At 70.7% G+C, this 16,071-nt stretch carries 14 protein-coding genes; 12 read left to right on the top strand and 2 right to left on the bottom strand.

The genetic code is table 11. From position 1 onward, the window contains the following. Positions 1 to 276: 276 nt before the first annotated feature. Entirely contained in the window at positions 277 to 696 is a 420-nt protein-coding gene (locus H5411_RS18595; RefSeq protein WP_101440776.1) for a hypothetical protein, read from the top strand. A gap of 194 nt (positions 697 to 890) precedes the next feature. Here H5411_RS18595 and H5411_RS18590 read toward each other — a convergent pair whose 3' ends face one another. Beyond that, a complete protein-coding gene (locus H5411_RS18590; protein ID WP_246369054.1) occupies positions 891 to 2,066 on the bottom strand; it encodes a neutral zinc metallopeptidase in 1,176 nt (391 codons plus the stop codon). A gap of 198 nt (positions 2,067 to 2,264) precedes the next feature. Here H5411_RS18590 and H5411_RS47640 point away from each other — a divergent pair, with 198 nt between their 5' ends. Genes H5411_RS47640 through H5411_RS18565 form a run of 5 tightly spaced genes read left to right on the top strand, consistent with a single transcriptional unit; the run spans position 2,265 to position 7,694 of the window. Then, on the top strand, positions 2,265 to 3,686 hold the full coding sequence (locus H5411_RS47640) for a hypothetical protein (RefSeq protein ID WP_246369053.1): 1,422 nt from the start codon (positions 2,265 to 2,267) through the stop codon (positions 3,684 to 3,686). Continuing rightward, complete coding sequence (locus tag H5411_RS18580) at positions 3,680 to 4,315, top strand: DUF4129 domain-containing protein (RefSeq protein WP_167441892.1); 636 nt, start codon at positions 3,680 to 3,682, stop codon at positions 4,313 to 4,315. The genes H5411_RS47640 and H5411_RS18580 overlap by 7 nt, the downstream gene beginning before the upstream one ends. After that, on the top strand, positions 4,312 to 5,451 hold the full coding sequence (locus H5411_RS18575; RefSeq protein WP_101435711.1) for a DUF4350 domain-containing protein: 1,140 nt from the start codon (positions 4,312 to 4,314) through the stop codon (positions 5,449 to 5,451). Before H5411_RS18580 ends, H5411_RS18575 begins: the two co-directional genes overlap by 4 nt. 11 nt (positions 5,452 to 5,462) lie before the next feature. After that, on the top strand, positions 5,463 to 6,413 hold the full coding sequence (locus H5411_RS18570; protein WP_101440773.1) for an AAA family ATPase: 951 nt from the start codon (positions 5,463 to 5,465) through the stop codon (positions 6,411 to 6,413). Then, positions 6,414 to 7,694, top strand: a complete 1,281-nt coding sequence (locus H5411_RS18565) for a DUF58 domain-containing protein (protein ID WP_101435710.1) — start codon at positions 6,414 to 6,416, stop codon at positions 7,692 to 7,694. A 58-nt stretch (positions 7,695 to 7,752) separates the two neighbouring features. On the opposite strand, the gene H5411_RS18560 is transcribed toward H5411_RS18565, so the two are convergent. Beyond that, positions 7,753 to 8,757: a stage II sporulation protein M gene (locus H5411_RS18560; protein WP_101435709.1), complete on the bottom strand. Its 1,005-nt coding sequence runs from the start codon at positions 8,755 to 8,757 to the stop codon at positions 7,753 to 7,755. Between the two features lie 52 nt (positions 8,758 to 8,809). On the opposite strand from H5411_RS18560, the gene H5411_RS18555 reads away from it, so the two are divergent. Genes H5411_RS18555 through nudC form a run of 6 tightly spaced genes read left to right on the top strand, consistent with a single transcriptional unit; the run spans position 8,810 to position 16,032 of the window. Beyond that, positions 8,810 to 9,658, top strand: coding sequence for an RDD family protein (locus H5411_RS18555; protein ID WP_183124447.1), 849 nt, complete (start codon positions 8,810 to 8,812; stop codon positions 9,656 to 9,658). Positions 9,659 to 9,662: 4 nt separating this feature from the next. Further along, a complete protein-coding gene (locus tag H5411_RS18550; protein WP_183124446.1) occupies positions 9,663 to 10,817 on the top strand; it encodes a DUF2207 domain-containing protein in 1,155 nt (384 codons plus the stop codon). Then, entirely contained in the window at positions 10,814 to 12,334 is a 1,521-nt protein-coding gene (locus H5411_RS18545) for a DUF2207 family protein (protein ID WP_183124445.1), read from the top strand. The genes H5411_RS18550 and H5411_RS18545 overlap by 4 nt, the downstream gene beginning before the upstream one ends. A 10-nt stretch (positions 12,335 to 12,344) precedes the next feature. Next, positions 12,345 to 13,637 (top strand): M16 family metallopeptidase, encoded by a 1,293-nt coding sequence (locus H5411_RS18540; protein ID WP_101440772.1) that lies wholly within the window; start codon positions 12,345 to 12,347, stop codon positions 13,635 to 13,637. Then, the gene (locus H5411_RS18535) at positions 13,634 to 15,025 is read left to right on the top strand and encodes a M16 family metallopeptidase (protein WP_101435705.1); all 1,392 of its coding nucleotides are present in this window, start codon (positions 13,634 to 13,636) and stop codon (positions 15,023 to 15,025) included. Before H5411_RS18540 ends, H5411_RS18535 begins: the two co-directional genes overlap by 4 nt. Next, entirely contained in the window at positions 15,025 to 16,032 is a 1,008-nt protein-coding gene (gene nudC / locus H5411_RS18530) for an NAD(+) diphosphatase (protein WP_101435704.1), read from the top strand. The genes H5411_RS18535 and nudC overlap by 1 nt, the downstream gene beginning before the upstream one ends. Positions 16,033 to 16,071: the final 39 nt, after the last annotated feature.

Here is a 16,071-nt window from a genome sequence, read left to right as displayed (position 1 = left end):
GTTCGTGAGGCGCTGGGCGGAGGAGCCGAGGGTTGGCTGTTAGCGGCGGGTGCGTGGGATGCGCCCAATGCGGCGTTGGGGCGGAACCCAGCGTGATGTTCGGTGCGAGTGGAGCCGGGGACGGCGAGCGGTTGCGGTGGGTGTCCGGGGTGTCGCCTCGGTCGGGGTCCCCCGTGCGCGGGCACCTCACTGGGTTTTGCCCCCGGCATCTGGAAGCATGGCGTCGTGCAGGTCTCCGAACCCCCGCATAAGAGTCCCGTCAAGCGGTGGCTGCAGGTGGGCATCCCCGTCGCGGTCGGGGTGCTCGTCGTGCTCTTGGCGTGGCTCGCCGGACCGGGGCTGCTCGGCATCCAGGCGAAGGCACCCGGCTCGCCGGTGGACGCCCAGATCACCAAGGCCGTCGACTGCTCCGTTCCCGGGGCGGCCGAATCGGTCTCGTTCCAGCTCGGCGGCAAGCCGCGCCAGGGCTCGCTCGACAGTTGCGGCCACGGCAAGGACGAGCGCCTCCAGGTGCTGGTCCCGGACGACGCTCCGGCGGACGGCGTCGTCTCGGTCACCATGCCGGACACCTCGGCGGGTTCGCAGGACCTGCGCGCGCCGATCGCGCTGGCGCTGCTGGTGTTCGCCTGCTTCTGCGGCGGGATGTACGCCTACCTGGTGATCCGCGGCTCGGGCAAGCTCGCGCTGCTCAGCTGAGCCGGAGCCCGACAGCCGAGCAGACCACTACAGCCGCAGCGCTGTTGCCGCGCCGAACGCGATTGCCGCAGCCGTACCACTACAGCCGCAGTGTCACAGCCGCGCCGAACGTGGCTTCCTCAAAGAGTCACTACAGGTGTAGTGATCCACACCGCGCCGGACGAGCCGTGGATCACTACGAACGCAGTGGCGGATCAGCTGACGTCGGACGCGGGTGCGGCGAAGGTGTTGCAGTCCGCGATCCGGTTGTCCTTCGCCCCGGCGCGCCACCACTGCGCGTAGTGCGCGTTGGTGCCGTGGTCGTGGCTGTGGGAAGTGTTGTCGCCGCGCGTTTCCTGGTCGTTCCAGGCCTTGTTGTACATGTCGCGGGTGATCGTGCCGCCGCGGTCGACGTGCGCACCCAGGAACATTCCGGAGAAGCACTGCGCCTGGAGTTCTTTGCGGCGCGACATGTCGAGACCCTCGGGGCTGTTCTGCCCGGCCGCGTAGATCTTCTGCCACGCGGCGTCCATGATGCCCGCGACTTCCTGCACGTGGTGGCCGTACTCGTGGGCGAACAACGCCAGGTAGACGCCGGGATTGTTGCCATACTGATCCGTCTGCAGGCCCTTGAACGGGACGTACAGGTTGTTCTCGCAGTAGTACGCCGCGGTCGCGATGCCGACCTGGATGGTGCCGCATTCGGTGTCGAAGCTCGGGCCGGTCGGGAAGTGCAGCGCGGGCGGCGTGAACGGCAGGTTGTAGGACTCGAGGAACGGGCCCCACGCCGCGTCGAGGCATTTGCTCGCGGCGGTGAAGAACGCTTCCGCGCCGTCCTGCGTGCTCGTCCACGGCGGCAGATTGCAGACGAGGTTCTGGAGGCCGGCGTTGGGGTCCTGCAGGATCGGGTGGTCGGCCAGCTTGAGGATCTTGTGCGGGCCGGCGCTGGCGGAGGTGCTCGGGCTTTCCGACGGGCTGGCCGGCGTGCTCGAGGGGGTGGACGAACCGCTGGTGGGCGGCAGTTCATAGGCGGACGACGGCGACGGCGGCGCGGCTTGGTAGCCCGCGTTGCTGGGCCCCGACCCGCGGTTCAGCGAAACGATCGCGACGACGCCCAGCGCCAGCACCGCGACCGCGCCGAGGCACAGCCCGACGATCAGCCCGGTCGGCTTGCGCGGCGGCACCGGATAGGACGGCGGCGGCTGCTGCCACGGCGGTCCCTCCGGCGGCGGGCCCTGATACGGCGGCTGCTGTCCCTGGTACTGCCCTTGACCCTGCTGTGCCTGGTAGGAACCTTGCGCCTGGCCCGGCGGCACCGGTCCTTGGCCCGGCACCGGCGGCGGTTGAACGGTCCCGCGAGGCGGCACCTGGCCGTAGGGCGGTTGCGTCATCAGGGCAGTCCCGGTGGGTCTCGGCGCGGGCCGGGCGTTCCCCGGCTTGCCATTCAGCATATCGGGGGACGCGCGGCCCGCCGCACCACTTCTCCGGACGGCCTCCTCGTCCGGACGTCCCCCCAGGTCTGGCCGGGTGCGGACGGCTCTGGAAGAGTGACGGCAGCAACCGCAGGGCCGTGCAAACGAGGGGCTCCGATGACACATTCACCCGGTGCGCCCGGGCCGGGGGACGACACGCCCACGCCGAGCCGGGGCTTCGCCAGTCCTGATCCCGGCGCGTCCTCCGCCACTCCGCCGAAGACCGGCGAAACGGACACCCCGTCCTCGCCGTCCGGCACGGGCGCCGGAATTTCGTCGCCCGCCAGCGAAAACGCCGGTTCGACCGGGACGAATCCGCCTGCCGGGGCGAACCAGGCAGGCGCGAATCCGTCGCCTGCCAGCGAAAACCCCGGCGCGCCGCAGCAGCCAGGCGGGGGAAGCCCGGCTGGCGCGCCGCAGCAGCCAAGCGGCGGAACCACTCCGCCGCAGCCGGGCGCGACCCCTCCCTTCGGGGAAACCCTGCACCCCGGCGCGTTCCCGCCGCCCGGAGCGACACCCCCGCCGCCAGGTCAGTGGCAATCCCCTGGACAACCCCCAGGCCAGCAACCGCTTCCGCAGTACCCCGGCGGCGGCTACGGCAACGCGGGCCCGGGCTGGAACCCGAACGGACTGGGCAAACCGGGCGTGATCGCGTTGCGCCCGTTGAACGTCGGCGACATCCTCGACGGCGCGATCACCGCGATCCGCCGGTATCCGCTGCTGATTCTCGGGGTGTCCGCGATCGTCGCGGTGGTCTCGGCGGGGCTGAACCTCGTCGCGACGCTGTGGCTGGTGCCCGATTTCAACCGGGTCGCCCAGCTCGGCCCGGCCGCGACGCAGCAACAGCAGCTCGACGCGCTGTACAGCCTGCTCGGCTCCACGCTCACCGCACTGCTGCCGACGCTCGTGATCTCCATGCTGGCGCAGACTTTCCTCACCGGCTTTCTCACCGTGGTGATGGGCAAGGCGGTGCTCGGCCGTCCGGTCGACTTCGGTTCGGCGATGCGCGAAGCCGCGCCGCGCCTGCTGCCGCTGCTGGCGGTCACCGTGCTTTACACGCTGGCCACGATCGTCGCCGCGGCGTTCTGCCTGCTGCCCGCCGTGCTGCCGTACGTCTTCTGGTCGCTCGCCGGTCCCGCGCTGGTGCTGGAACGCGGCACCATCGGACAGGCGTTCTCGCGGTCGCGCCAGCTCGTGTCCGGGATGTTCTGGCGGGTGTTCGGGGTTCTGCTGCTGGCGGGCGTGATCAGCTGGGTGATCTCGGCGATCATCAACGTTCCGTTCAGCCTCGGCTCGGGCGCGTTCAGCGGTCTCTTCAACCCGCAGGCGACCGTGCCGAAGGTGACGACCGGCGGACTGGTGCTGGAGTCGGTGGGCAAGGTGATCGCGGAGACGATCGTCATGCCGTTCACCGCCCTGGTCACCGTGGTGCTCTACATCGACCAGCGGATGCGCCGCGAGGGCATGGACATCGAACTGGCCAGGGCGGCGGGGCTGAACCCGCCTCAGCCGCCGCGACCGCCGCAGCAGGCGTGGTGATCGGTTTTCTCGCCGACGTCCCGGTCGACATCGACCGGGACCCCGCCCGGCTGCGGGCGATCCAGGAACTGACCGACCCGGGTTACGCCGCCGCGCAGCCGGGCTTGCTCGAGCGCGTCTGGCAGTGGCTCGGGCAGCGGATTTCCGATCTGTTCAACGCGTTGTCCGGAGTGCCCGGCGGTCCGCTCGGCCTGCTCCTGGTGCTGGCGCTGGTGATCGTGCTGATCGTGGTCGTGCGGCTGCGAGTGGGCAAGGTCGGCCGGTCCGCGAAAACGTCCGGCGAGGTGTTCAGCGGACGGCGGCAGACCGCGGACGAATACCGGAAGGCCGCCGAGGAAGCCGCTGCTCGCGGGGATTTCGCCGACGCGGTGCGCAATCGGTTCCGTGCGCTCGTGCGGGGGATGGAAGAGCGGGCGCTGCTCGACGCCCGCTCGGGCCGGACCGCGGACGAAGCGGTCGCCGAGGCCGGGAGGTTCCTGCCGGATCTGGCGGTTGAGCTCACGGCGGCCGCGCGGCAGTTCGACGACGTGCACTACGGCGGACGGCCGGGTACCGAAGCCGGTTACCGCACACTGTCCGAATTGGACGAACGCGTCCGCCGCGCGCGACCGGTCCTGGCGGACGCATGAGCACAGCTGTTTCGCCGGATCTGCGCCGAATCTGGCGTAGCGCCCGGGTTCCGTTGGCGCTCCTCCTGCTGATTGTGATCGTCGCGCTGGCCATCGTGCTCAGCCGCGGCAAGCAGACCAGCGGCGAGTTCGACCCCGGTTCCTACGAACCGCGAGGCAGCCACGCTCTCGCGCATTTGCTGGAGCAGCAAGGCGTTCAGGTCCGCGCCGCGCACTCGCTTGCCGAGGCTCGCGATGCCGCTGACAGCGGAACGCTGCTGATCACCAACCCGCAGTTGGTGCCAGCGAACGGGTTGGCCGATCTGCGCCGACGCGTCGCGCACCTCGTGCTCGTCGCGCCCGGGTCGTCGGCGCTGGGCATGACCGCGCCGACAGTTTCCTCGGCGGGTGCGGGAGAAGTCCGTACGCTGCAACCGGATTGCACGGTCGGTGCGGCGGTCAGCGCGGGCTCGGTCACGCTTGGCGGACGTCATTACCAGACGGACGACAAGACGGCGCGCACCTGCTACCGCGACAACGGCGACCCGACTTTCGTGCAGCTGGCCGACCGGACCGGCACGGTGACCGTGCTCGGCTCGGCGGAGGCCTTCACCAACGACCAGATCGCCAAGGAAGGCAACGCGGCGTTCGGCATGCGGCTGCTCGGCGATCATCGGCAGCTGGTCTGGTATGTACCGTCCACAGAGGACCCCGCGCTGGACGGCGAGAAGAAACCGTTCGTGGACCTGATCCCGCCCGGCTGGCGATACGGTGCGCTGATCGCGGGAATCGCGATCGTCCTTTTCGCACTGTGGCGTGCGCGGCGGCTCGGGCCGGTGGTGCGCGAACCGCTGCCGGTGGTCGTGCGGTCGGCGGAGACGGCAGAGGGCCGGGCCCGGCTGTACCGGCGGGGCGGCGCGACCGGGCACGCGGCGGAAACCTTGCGCGAGGCGGCCAGGACGCGGCTGCGGAAGAGACTGGGATTGCCGCGCGACGCCGGTCCGCCCGCGGTGGTGGAGACGGTGAGCGCGCGGACCGGCCGGGCGCCGAACGAGGTCGGGGCGGTGCTGTACGGCCCGTCGCCGTCCGACGAGGCGGCGCTGGTGCGGCTGGCGAACGAACTGGACGCGGTGGAACGAGAGGTGGAGCGTTCGTGAGTACCGAACAGATGCAGGACGCGCGGGCGGCCCTGATCGCGTTGCGCACCGAGGTCGGGAAGGCTGTGGTCGGCAACGACGCGGCCGTCACCGGGCTCATCCTCGCGCTGCTCTGCCGAGGGCATGTGCTGCTGGAAGGCGTGCCCGGCGTCGCGAAGACGTTGCTGGTGCGCGCGTTGGCCGCGTCGCTGGACCTGAAGACGACGCGCGTGCAGTTCACGCCGGACCTCATGCCGGGCGACGTCACCGGGTCCATTGTGTACGACGCGCACAGCGGCGAGTTCTCCTTCCGCGAGGGCCCGGTGTTCACGAATCTGCTGCTGGCCGACGAGATCAACCGGACGCCGCCGAAGACGCAGTCGTCGCTGCTGGAGGCGATGGAGGAGCGCCAGGTGTCGATCGACGGCGTCTCGCGTCCGCTGCCGGATCCGTTCGTGGTCATCGCGACGCAGAACCCGGTCGAGTACGAGGGCACCTACCCGTTGCCCGAGGCGCAGCTGGACCGGTTCCTGTTGAAGCTGACCATGCCGGCTCCGTCGCGCGAGGACGAGATCGGCATTCTGTGGCGGCACGTACAGGGTTTCGACCCGCGGAACCTCGCCGCGGCGGGCGTGCGTCCGGTAGCCGGGGCGGCGGAACTCGCTGCCGCGCGGGAGGCGGTCGCGAAGGTGACTGTCGGTCCTGAAGTGATCGGCTACGTCGTCGACCTTTGTCGCGCGACGCGGGAGCTTCCGGCGGTGCGCATCGGCGTTTCCCCGCGCGGTGCAACGGCTTTGCTCGCCGTGACGCGCGCGTGGGCTTGGCTGTCCGGCCGGGATTACGCGACGCCGGACGACGTCAAGGCGCTCGCCCGTCCCGCTCTCCGGCACCGTCTCGATGTGCGGCCCGAAGCCGAACTCGAAGGCGTGACCTCGGACGGCGTCCTCGACCGGGTGCTGGCCTCCGTGCCGGTGCCGCGCTAAATGGCCGTCACCGGGCGGCTCGGGCTGCTGGCGCTCCTGGGGGCGCTGGTGGTCGGGCTGCTGTTCCCGTCCGGCACCGGCGTCGCGGTGGTGATCGCGGTGCTGCTGGTGCTGGTCGTCGTGGATCTCGCGCTGGCCGGGAGCGTGCGCGCGCTGCGGTTTTCGCGCAGCGGCACCACTTCCGTCCGGCTGGGCGAGCCTGCCGAGGTCACGCTGACCGTGACGAACCCCGGTCGGCGCACCGTTCGCGGCTCCTTGCGGGACGCCTGGCCGCCGAGCGCTGGTGCCGACGACCGGCACTCGCTGGTGGTTCCGTCCGGCGAACGACGTGCGTTGACGACCGCGCTGCTGCCGACCCGTCGCGGCGACCGTATTGCGGCGAGGGTGACCGTGCGCGCGGCCGGCCCGCTGGGGTTGGCCGCGCGGCAGGGTTCGCACGAGGTGCCATGGACGGTTCGGGTGCTGCCGCCGTTCCACAGCCGCAAGCATCTGCCTTCGCGGCTGGCTCGGCTGCAGCAGCTGGACGGCCGCAACGCGGTGCTGATCCGGGGCCAGGGAACGGAATTCGACTCCCTGCGCGAATATGTGATCGGCGACGACGTCCGGTCGATCGACTGGCGCGCGACGGCCCGCGCGTCCGACGTGATGGTGCGGACGTGGCGTCCGGAACGCGACCGGCAGGTGGTTTTGGTGCTGGACACCGGCCGCGTCTCAGCCGGTCGAGTCGGCGACGCGCCGCGGCTGGACGCGGCGATGGACGCGGCGCTTTTGCTGGCCGCGCTGGCTGCCCGGGCGGGGGACCGGGTCGATCTGGTCGCGTACGACCGGCGCGTGCGGGCTTCCGTCCCGAACGCTTCGACCCCGTCTCTGGTGAACGCCTTGGCCACGATCGAACCGTCGCTGGTCGAGACGGACGCGCGGGGAATGGTCGCGGAAGTGCTGCGACGGACGCGTCGGCGGGCTTTGGTGGTGCTGTTGACCGGCTTGGAACCGGCACCGTTGCAGGAAGGGCTGTTCCCGGTGCTGGGCTCGTTGACGGCTCGGCACGAGGTCCTGGTGGCCTCGGTGGCGGACCCGAGGGTCGCGGAGATGGCGGCTTCGCGAGGCTCCGCGGAGGCGGTTTACGACGCTGCCGCGGCGGAGCGGGCGTTGGCGGATCGGGAATCGTCAGTGGCGTGGTTGACGCGGCACGGGGTCGGTGTCGTGGACGCGGTTCCGGAGGAGCTGCCGCCCGCGCTGGCAGACCGGTACCTGGCGTTGAAGGCGGCGGGCCGGTTGTAGGTCCGTGAAGGGCTCCTTGAGGGAATGAGATTCCTTCAAGGAGCCCTTCACGGACTTCTCAGCCAGCTTCGGGAAGGAAGTCGCCAGCGGCACGGCGGTCCACGTCGCCCGTTTCGCCGTCTCGGGCAGCACGTCGTCCGAGCGTGAAGACGTACGTCAGGAACAGCAGCTCCACCACCGCTCCGATGCCGATCCGCAGCCACGTCGGCCAGCCGGACGGTGTCACGAACGCCTCGATCACTCCCGACACCAGCAGCACGCACGCCAGCCCCAGCGCTATGACCACCACTGAACGGCCCTGCTCGGCCAGTGCCGCGCTTCGCGACCGGCGGCCCGGGTCCACGACTGTCCAGCCGAGCTTCAGTCCGGTCCCGGCCGCGATGAACACTGCCGTCAGTTCCAGCAGGCCGTGTGGCAGGAGCAGGCCCAGCAGCACGTCGCCGCGGCCTGCGGAGGACATCAGGCCGATCGCGACCCCGGCGTTCAGCGAGTTCATCCACAGCGCGGCGATCACCGGCAAGCCGAGCGCGACGCCCAGGAACAGGCACGTCGCCGCGACCCAGGCGTTGTTCGTCCACACTTTCGCCGCGAACGACGCCGCCGGGCCGTTCGAGTAGTACGTCTCGTATTGGCCGCCGGGCGCGGTCATCGCCTTCACCTCGTCCGGCGAGACCAGCGACGCGCGCACCTGCGGGTCGCCGGCGATCCACGCGCCCAGCACCGCCATCACCGCCACCGACAGCAGCGCCGCCGGGATCCACCAGCGGCGGCTCAGGTACACCGCGGCCGGGAAGCGCCGGGTGAAGAACAGCCCGACCTCGCGCCACGCCGGGCTGTGCGAGCCAGCCACCGCCGAACGGCCGCGCGCGACCAGCGCCGACAGCCTCGCCAGCAGGGCCGGGTCGGGCGCGGTCGAGCGGATCATCGACAGATGCGTCGCCGTGCGCTGATACAGCGTGACCAGCTCGTCCGCCTCCTGGCCGGTCAGCCTGCGGCGTCCGGCGAGCTCGCCGAGCCGGTTCCATTCCGCGCTGTGCGCCGCGACGAACACGTCGACGTCCACCGGCCACCTCCTCCGCCGCCAAGGATAGTGCCAGGCGCTCTACGCTGGCCTCGTGCAGGAAGAGTCCGATCTCGTCACCGGTGAGGCCGTCGTCCTCGACCTGCGGGTGGCGAAGCTCGCCAGCCGCGCGGTCGCGATGCTGCTCGACGGCCTCGTCCAGGCCGCGTTGCTGCTGCTCGTGCTGGTCGCGCTGATGCTGACCGCGGGGTCGTTCGACTCGGCGCTCACCGTCGCGCTGATGCTGACCGCGTTCGTGCTGGTGGTGATCGGCTACCCGGTGCTGTTCGAAACGCTCAGCCGCGGCCGTTCGCTCGGCAAACTCGCGCTCGGCCTGCGCGTGGTGCGCCTCGACGGCGGCCCGATCAGCTTCCGGCACGCGCTGACCCGTGCGCTCGCCGGGTTCTTCGTCGACTTCTGGGCGCTCGGCTTCCTCGGCGCGGTGGCCGTCATCGTGTCGCTGACGTCGTCGAACGGCCGCCGCGTCGGCGACTATCTCGCGGGCACCCTGGTGATTCGCGAACGCGTGCCGCAGTCCGCGCAGGCGATCCTCGTGGTGCCGCCTGGCCTGGAAGCGTGGGCCGCGCATTTCGACCTCAGCGGCCTCACCGACGACCTCGCCATGGCTGCCCGGCAGTACCTCGGCCGCTACCATGATCTGCGTCCGGAAGCCGCCGCATCGCTCGGCTTCGGGCTGGCACAGCAGGTTTCGGCGGCGATCGGGGTCCCGCTGCCGTACGGAATGCCACCGTGGGTCTTCCTCACCGCGGTGCTGGCCGAACGCCGCAATCGCGACCATGCCCGGATCGCGCCGATGCAGTACGGCCCGCCTGCCTCCGCGCCGCCGCCGGTTCCGCCTCCGGCACCGCCGAAGTCCGACAACCCCTTCACCCCGCCGAGCTGAGAACATGCTCGCCGACGACGTCACCGTCACCACTGCGCAGGACGGCCAGCTCACGGTCATCGAGCGCATCGTCACCGACGCCCCAGCCGTCCACCGCATCGCCGAGCGGGTACCGGTCACTGACGACGAGGACCGGCTTTACTCGATCACTGACCTGCATCTTTCCGGTGCCGCCACCGCCGACGGAACCACGGTCACCGTCACCGGGCCAGCCACTTTGACGTACACAGTGGACGGTGCGGTCGCCGCGGGCGGGCAGGTGCGGTTTCAGGTCACCGGCGGCTGGGACCGTGCACTCGACCGGGTCGCCGCCGACTTCAGCACCCCCGGAGTGTCCACAGCGGACTGTTACGCCGGTCAGCCCGGTTCGTCCCGGCAGTGCACTTTCTCCGAACTGCGAAGCGGGGGAGCGCATGCCGAACAGAACATGCTGCGCCAAGGGGAGCGAATCGACCTGGCCGTCCAAACCGGACCGCTTCCGGAGAACGCCCGGTTCGTCCCGGCTGGACCGTTGGCTGCCTTCGCGCCTGGATTCCCGACCGTCCTGAGTGGTCTCGCTTTGGTGCTGTACCTGCTCGTCGGGGCCAGCGTGCTGCGTCGCCGCACCAGACCGCCCGCTCCTGGCGTGCCGCCTGCGTACGTCGCGTATGTCGCGCGGGGCGAACTCGACCTCACCGGCACTGTCCTCGACCTCGTCGCCCGCGGCCATCTGCACATCGCCGACGGCCAGGTGACTCACAGCGAAGCCGACCCGCTCACGCCGTTCGAGGAGGCTGTCAAAGCCGCCTTCCCGGCGGGTCCGCTCGCTGCCGCGCGGCCGGATCAGGCTGAGCTGAAAGCGCTTCTCGACGCTGAAGCGCATCGCCAAGGCTGGCTGTCCACACGGGAACCCCACGTCCGCCGAGCCGGGCTCGCCCTCGTTCTCGCAGGCATAGTGCTCACTGTTGTCCTAGCCGTCACGGTCGGCGAGGCATTGATCGGCGTCGCGGTCCTGATCGCCGGGCTCGTCACCTTCGCGGCCGCTCCACTAGTTCCGCCGCAAACCCGAAGCGGCGGCGCACTGGGCACTCCGGCTGAACGCGTCGAATCCCCACTGGCGACAGAGATCGACGCGATCCAAACGCTGGCCGAACGTCGCTCGGCGGTGTCCGCGCAATGAAACTCGCCGCCCTGCTGATGATTCCGTTTCTCTGTGCGACACCCGCGGCGGCGCAAGACCAGCCGTCCCTGCCCGGCTTGCCGCAGAGCGTCGAAGTAGCGCTCAAGGTCCAGCGTGACGGCAGTCTGTCCGTCACCGAGGCAGTGTCGGTGCCGCGCGACACCTCGATGACCCGCACCATCCCATTGCGCGCCAATGCCCGCGTGCTCGGCATCCGCAACATCAGCGTCGAAGGCGCGGGCAACGCCGAGTCCGGCAACGACCAGGTGACCTTCTACCTGCGCGGCGGAACGTCCGTGCTGCGGTACACAGTGGACGGTGCGGTCGGCACGAGCCTCGGCGTCGAGCACGTGACCTGGGACGTCGCCAGTGGCTGGGACACCCGTCTCGAGCTGGTCCGCGCGACCTTCGCCGCCCCCGCCGTTCCCGACGCGCTCAGCTGCCTCGCCGGTCCGCCCGATTCGACGACCCACTGCGGTGCCGCGCAGATCGACCACTCCGGCCTGACGCGCGTCTCGGTGCCGAACCTCCAGCCCGGCTCGCGCGTGCAGCTGACCGCCGAACTCCCCGGCGGCACTGTCGCCGCGACCGAGAAGCTCATCCCCACCGGCCCCTTCGCCGCGACCGCGCCGGTGTGGTGGGCATGGCTGGCCTTCGCCGTGCTGTCGATCGCCGGCGCCATCGCCGTGTTCGTACGCCGCCGACGTGACCGACAGCCTGGCCGCGCCACTCCCGTACAGCTCCTCGACAACGGCCGCTTCTCTTCGCCGGACGGCGTGCTCCCTGGACACGTAGGACTGCTTCTCACCGGACGCGTCAGCTCCGTCGACCTAGCCGCGACTGTGCTCGACCTATGCGTCCGTAACTACCTATGGGTCAGCGAAGACGGCCCGCGCAACTGGGTGCTCGTACGCCGCAACCCGCCCGACGAACACCTAACCGCCTTCGAGCGCGCGGTGTACACAGCGGCTGTGCCCGGCGAAGCCGCGACGCTCGCCGAAGTACGCGAAGCAGGCGTACGCGAGCTGATCGCCGACACTGTCCGTCGCGGCTGGCGCTCCCCGAAGCGACTGTCGAAGGTCGGCCCGCGGCTATGTGGGTACGGCGTCTTCCTCACCATCCTGCTGGCGTTCACCGTCGGTTACGCGCAACTCGGGTTGGTGCTTCTCGCCACCGGCATCGTGGTGACTGCAGCCGCTCGCCTCCTGCCGGAGCGGACGGAGGCAGGCCTAGACCTCCGAGACCGCCTTCTCGGCCTCAACGCACAGCTGCTCACGATGGAGACACCGGACGACGAACTGCTCGTCTCTCGCGTGCTCCCGTACGCGTATGCGCTGGGGGAAGCAGACGCTTGGCAAGTTAACGCTTGTTCGCTATCGGCGTACTGGTACGGCGCCTCCGCCGAGGAAGCGGCGACGTTGGCGCGGACCAGGGAATTCGTGGCCGCACTGACCGTCGCGTTCGAGGGTGCGAGGCACCTCCGACCGGACGAGCCGAAGACGCCCGCGCCTGCGTAGGGTGGAGGGCATGGCCGATCCCGAGCTCTTCCGTTTCACGATCGACAACGGTCTGCGCGTGGTGCTCGCTCCTGACCCGACCGCGCCGGTGGTCGGGGTCAGCGTGCACTACGACGTGGGCTTCCGCTCCGAGCCGGAGGGGTTGACCGGTTTCGCGCACCTCTTCGAGCACCTGATGTTCCAGGGCAGCGAAAGCCTGGAGAAACTGGCGCACTTCCGGCACGTGCAGTCCAGCGGCGGCACCTTCAACGGTTCCACGCACCCGGACTACACCGACTACTACGAGGTGCTGCCCGCGGCGGCGCTGGAGCGCGCGCTGTTCCTCGAGGCCGACCGGATGCGCGCGCCGAAGCTGACCGCGGAGAACCTGGCGAACCAGATCGAGGTCGTCAAGGAGGAAATCCGGCTGAACGTCCGCAACCGGCCGTACGGCGGGTTCCCGTGGATCCTGCTGCCGCCGGTGCTGTACTCCACCTTCGCCAACGCGCACGACGGCTACGGCGCGTTCGAAGACCTCGAGGGCGCGACGCTGGACGACTGCGCCGCCTTCTTCGACACCTTCTACTCGCCGGCCAACGCGGTGCTGACCGTCGCCGGCGACTTCGAGGTGGAGAACGCGAAGGCGCTCATCCAGAAGCATTTCGGCGACGTCCCGCACCGGCCGGCTCCGGTCCGCCCGTCGTTCTTCGAGCCGCTGCCCACCACACAGCTGACCGGCGAGCACACCGACGCGCACGCGCCGCTGCCCGCGCTGGCCGTCGGCTACCGGATGCCGGACCCGGTCAACGACCTCGACGGCTACCTCGCGTACCTGGTGCTGGCCGGCGTACTCACCGACGGTGACGGCTCGCGGCTGCAGCAGCGGCTGGTGCACGTCGAACCGCTGGTGGTCGACATCGGGGCGGGCGCCGGGCTGTTCGGCCCGTTCGAGGCGCGTGATCCGGACACGTTCACCATCACCGCGATCCATCCGCCGGAGGTGCCGCGCGAGCGCGTGCTGGCCGCGCTGGACGAGGAGCTGGAGAAGCTCGCGTCCACACCGCCGGACGACCAGGAACTGAGGAAGGTCACCGCGCGCTGGGCGGCGAGCCTGCACGCGGAGCACGACCGGCTCGTGTCGCGCACGCTGGCGCTCGGCGCGTTCGAACTGCTCTACGGCGACGCGTCGCTGGTCTACCAGCTCGCCGACCGGCTGTCCGCGGTCTCCGGCGAGGCTGTGTCGGCGGCGGCGAAGGCGATGCGCCCGGACGCGCGCGCCGTGCTCGTCGTGAATCCCGCAAGCACCGAAGGGACGGAACAGTGACCTCGGCTGAACAGGTCAAAGCCGCACACCGCAGCGCCGAGGAGATCGGCCGCACCGCGGCCGGACCGCGTCCGCTGCCCCCGCTGGGCCACCAGCGCGCCGCCGCCGATCTGTCCCATGTGGACACCACGCTCTCCAACGGGCTGCGCGTGCTCGCGGTGCGCAAGGCGAGCGTTCCGATGGTCGAGCTGCGGCTGTGGATCCCGTTCGCGGGAGACGACCGGATGCACGCGGCGACCGCGGAGGTGCTCGCGGAAACCGTGCTCACCGGCACCGCGCGGCGCGACCGGGTGGAAATCGACGCCGAGGTCGCGCTGATCGGCGGCGATCTCAACACGGGCGTGGACCCGGAACGGCTGTACTTCGGCGGCACCGCGCTGTCCGAAGGCCTGCCGACGCTGCTGGACGTGCTCGGCGACGTGCTCACCGGCGCCACGTACGGCGACGCGGAGGTCGCGCGCGAGCGGGAACGGCTGATCGAGCGCATCGCGGTCTCACGGACGCAGCCGCGCACCATCGCGCGCGAAGCACTGCAGAAGCACCGGTACGGCGACCACCCGGCGACGCGCGAGGTCCCGCAGGCCGAGGACGTCGCCGAGGTGACCGCCGAGCAGGTGCGCGCGCTGCACAACGCTTCGGTGCTGCCGCGCGGCGCCGTGCTCGTGCTGGTCGGAGACCTTGACCCGCAAGAGGTTCCGGCCGAGCTGGAGCGTGCGCTCGGCGGCTGGAAGTCGGACCGCTCGGCTGTCGTGCTGCCGCCGCTGCCCGAGCTGACCGGCGGCAACGTTCTGCTCGTGCCGCGCGCCGGCGCGGTGCAGTCGCAGATCCGGCTGTCCGCGCAGACCGTGCCGCGCGTCGATCCGCGGTATCCCGCGCTGCAGCTGGCGAACCTGGCCTTCGGCGGGTACTTCTCCTCGCGGCTGGTGGAAAACATCCGCGAGGACAAGGGATACACCTACGGCGCGCACTCGGGCTTCGAGTTCACCGGCGACACGGCAGTCGTCAACGTGGACGCGGACACGGCCAACGAGGTCACCGCGGCGGCGTACCTGGAAACCCGGTACGAGCTGTTCCGGCTCGGCACGGTGCCGCCGACGGCCGAAGAGGTCGAATCGGTGCGGCAGTACGCGATGGGCTCGCTCGTCACCGGCACGTCCTCCCAGAGCGGGCTCGCCGGGCAGCTGATGGCTCTGGCGTCGAACGGCCTCGGCATCGAGTGGCTGCAGAGCCACCCGGAGCGGCTCGCGGCGGTCACCGCGGACCAGGTCGCCGAAGCGGCGGCGGAGTTCTTCGCGCCGGGTCGGTTCACCGGCGTAGTGGTCGGCGACGCGGACCTGCTCGCGCCGAAGCTGGCCGCGCTCGGCGTTTCGGCAAGCGAGAAGGACTGATGAGCGTTCCGTTCGAACTAGGGGCCCTGCCGACCCTGTCGCGTTCCACAGCGGACCGTCAGGAAACCTTGCGCACCAACCCGGAGCGGCTCGCCGCGAAATGGTCGGAAGCCCGCGTGGTGCTGCTCGACGACAAGGGCCGGACTCCGGTCGTCGAGGGCAGCTCCGCGCTGGCCACCCGCAAGGCGATGGACTTCGGCACCGAACCGCCCGCCGACGCGGTGTTCCTCGGCGAATGGGAGGACGTCGACTACTGGTCGCTGCCCGGCAGCATCGAGGGCGACGTCGACAGCGTGCGGCTGGCGGGCAGCTGGGGCGTGATCGAAGAGGTCCCGCGCGCCAACGGCGAACTGTGGGTCGAGCTGCGCGGATACGGCGAGCGGCTGGACGACACGTCGGCGGGGCTGTTCACCACCGCGCAGGCGCTGCGGCACTGGCGGCGGCAGTCGCGCTTCTGCTCCCGCGACGGCTCGCCGACGCAGCTGATCCAGTTCGGCTGGGCCAGCCGCTGCGAAGCCAAGGGACACGAGGAATACCCGCGCACCGACCCGGCGGTGATCTGCCTGGTGCACGACCTCGACGGCGTCAACGGTTCGCACGTGTTGCTCGCGCGGCAGCCGATCTGGCCGCCGGACCGGTATTCGGTGCTCGCCGGATTCGTGGAGGCGGGGGAGTCCCTGGAGGGCTGTGTCGTCCGCGAAATCCGGGAGGAGGCCGGGATCGAGGTCCGCGACGTGCGGTACCTGGGCAGCCAGCCGTGGCCGTTCCCGCGGTCGATCATGCTGGGCTTCACCGCGCGCGCGGACCGCAACGCGCCGCTGGTCCCGGCCGAGGGCGAGATCGAGGAAGCGCTGTGGGTGTCCCGCGAGGACGTCCGGGCCGCGTTCCGCAACGCCGGGACCGGGGTGCCGACGCCGATCGCCGGCGGCGCGTCGAATCTGCTGCTGCCGGGGAACTCGTCGATCGCCCGCGTCATGCTCAAGGCCTGGGCGGACGCTGAGGAGTGACGGACAGGTGCGGGCCTGGATCGCGGGCCCGCACCTGGT

The sequence above is a fragment of the Amycolatopsis echigonensis genome, from assembly GCF_014174495.1.
Classification (GTDB): Bacteria; Actinomycetota; Actinomycetes; order Mycobacteriales; family Pseudonocardiaceae; genus Amycolatopsis; species Amycolatopsis echigonensis.
This window is presented reverse-complemented; position numbering and strand designations above follow the sequence as displayed.

What these genes read in the sequence shown, in the direction of transcription:
- nudC (WP_101435704.1), top strand. Translation starts at nt 15,025, where the DNA reads ATGAGCGTTCCGTTCGAACTAGGGGCCCTGCCGACCCTGTCGCGTTCC.
- H5411_RS18545 (WP_183124445.1), top strand. Translation starts at nt 10,814, where the DNA reads ATGAAACTCGCCGCCCTGCTGATGATTCCGTTTCTCTGTGCGACACCC.
- H5411_RS18565 (WP_101435710.1), top strand. Translation starts at nt 6,414, where the DNA reads ATGGCCGTCACCGGGCGGCTCGGGCTGCTGGCGCTCCTGGGGGCGCTG.
- H5411_RS18570 (WP_101440773.1), top strand. Translation starts at nt 5,463, where the DNA reads ATGCAGGACGCGCGGGCGGCCCTGATCGCGTTGCGCACCGAGGTCGGG.
- H5411_RS18590 (WP_246369054.1), bottom strand. Translation starts at nt 2,066, where the DNA reads ATGACGCAACCGCCCTACGGCCAGGTGCCGCCTCGCGGGACCGTTCAA.
- H5411_RS47640 (WP_246369053.1), top strand. Translation starts at nt 2,265, where the DNA reads ATGACACATTCACCCGGTGCGCCCGGGCCGGGGGACGACACGCCCACG.
- H5411_RS18575 (WP_101435711.1), top strand. Translation starts at nt 4,312, where the DNA reads ATGAGCACAGCTGTTTCGCCGGATCTGCGCCGAATCTGGCGTAGCGCC.
- H5411_RS18540 (WP_101440772.1), top strand. Translation starts at nt 12,345, where the DNA reads ATGGCCGATCCCGAGCTCTTCCGTTTCACGATCGACAACGGTCTGCGC.
- H5411_RS18550 (WP_183124446.1), top strand. Translation starts at nt 9,663, where the DNA reads ATGCTCGCCGACGACGTCACCGTCACCACTGCGCAGGACGGCCAGCTC.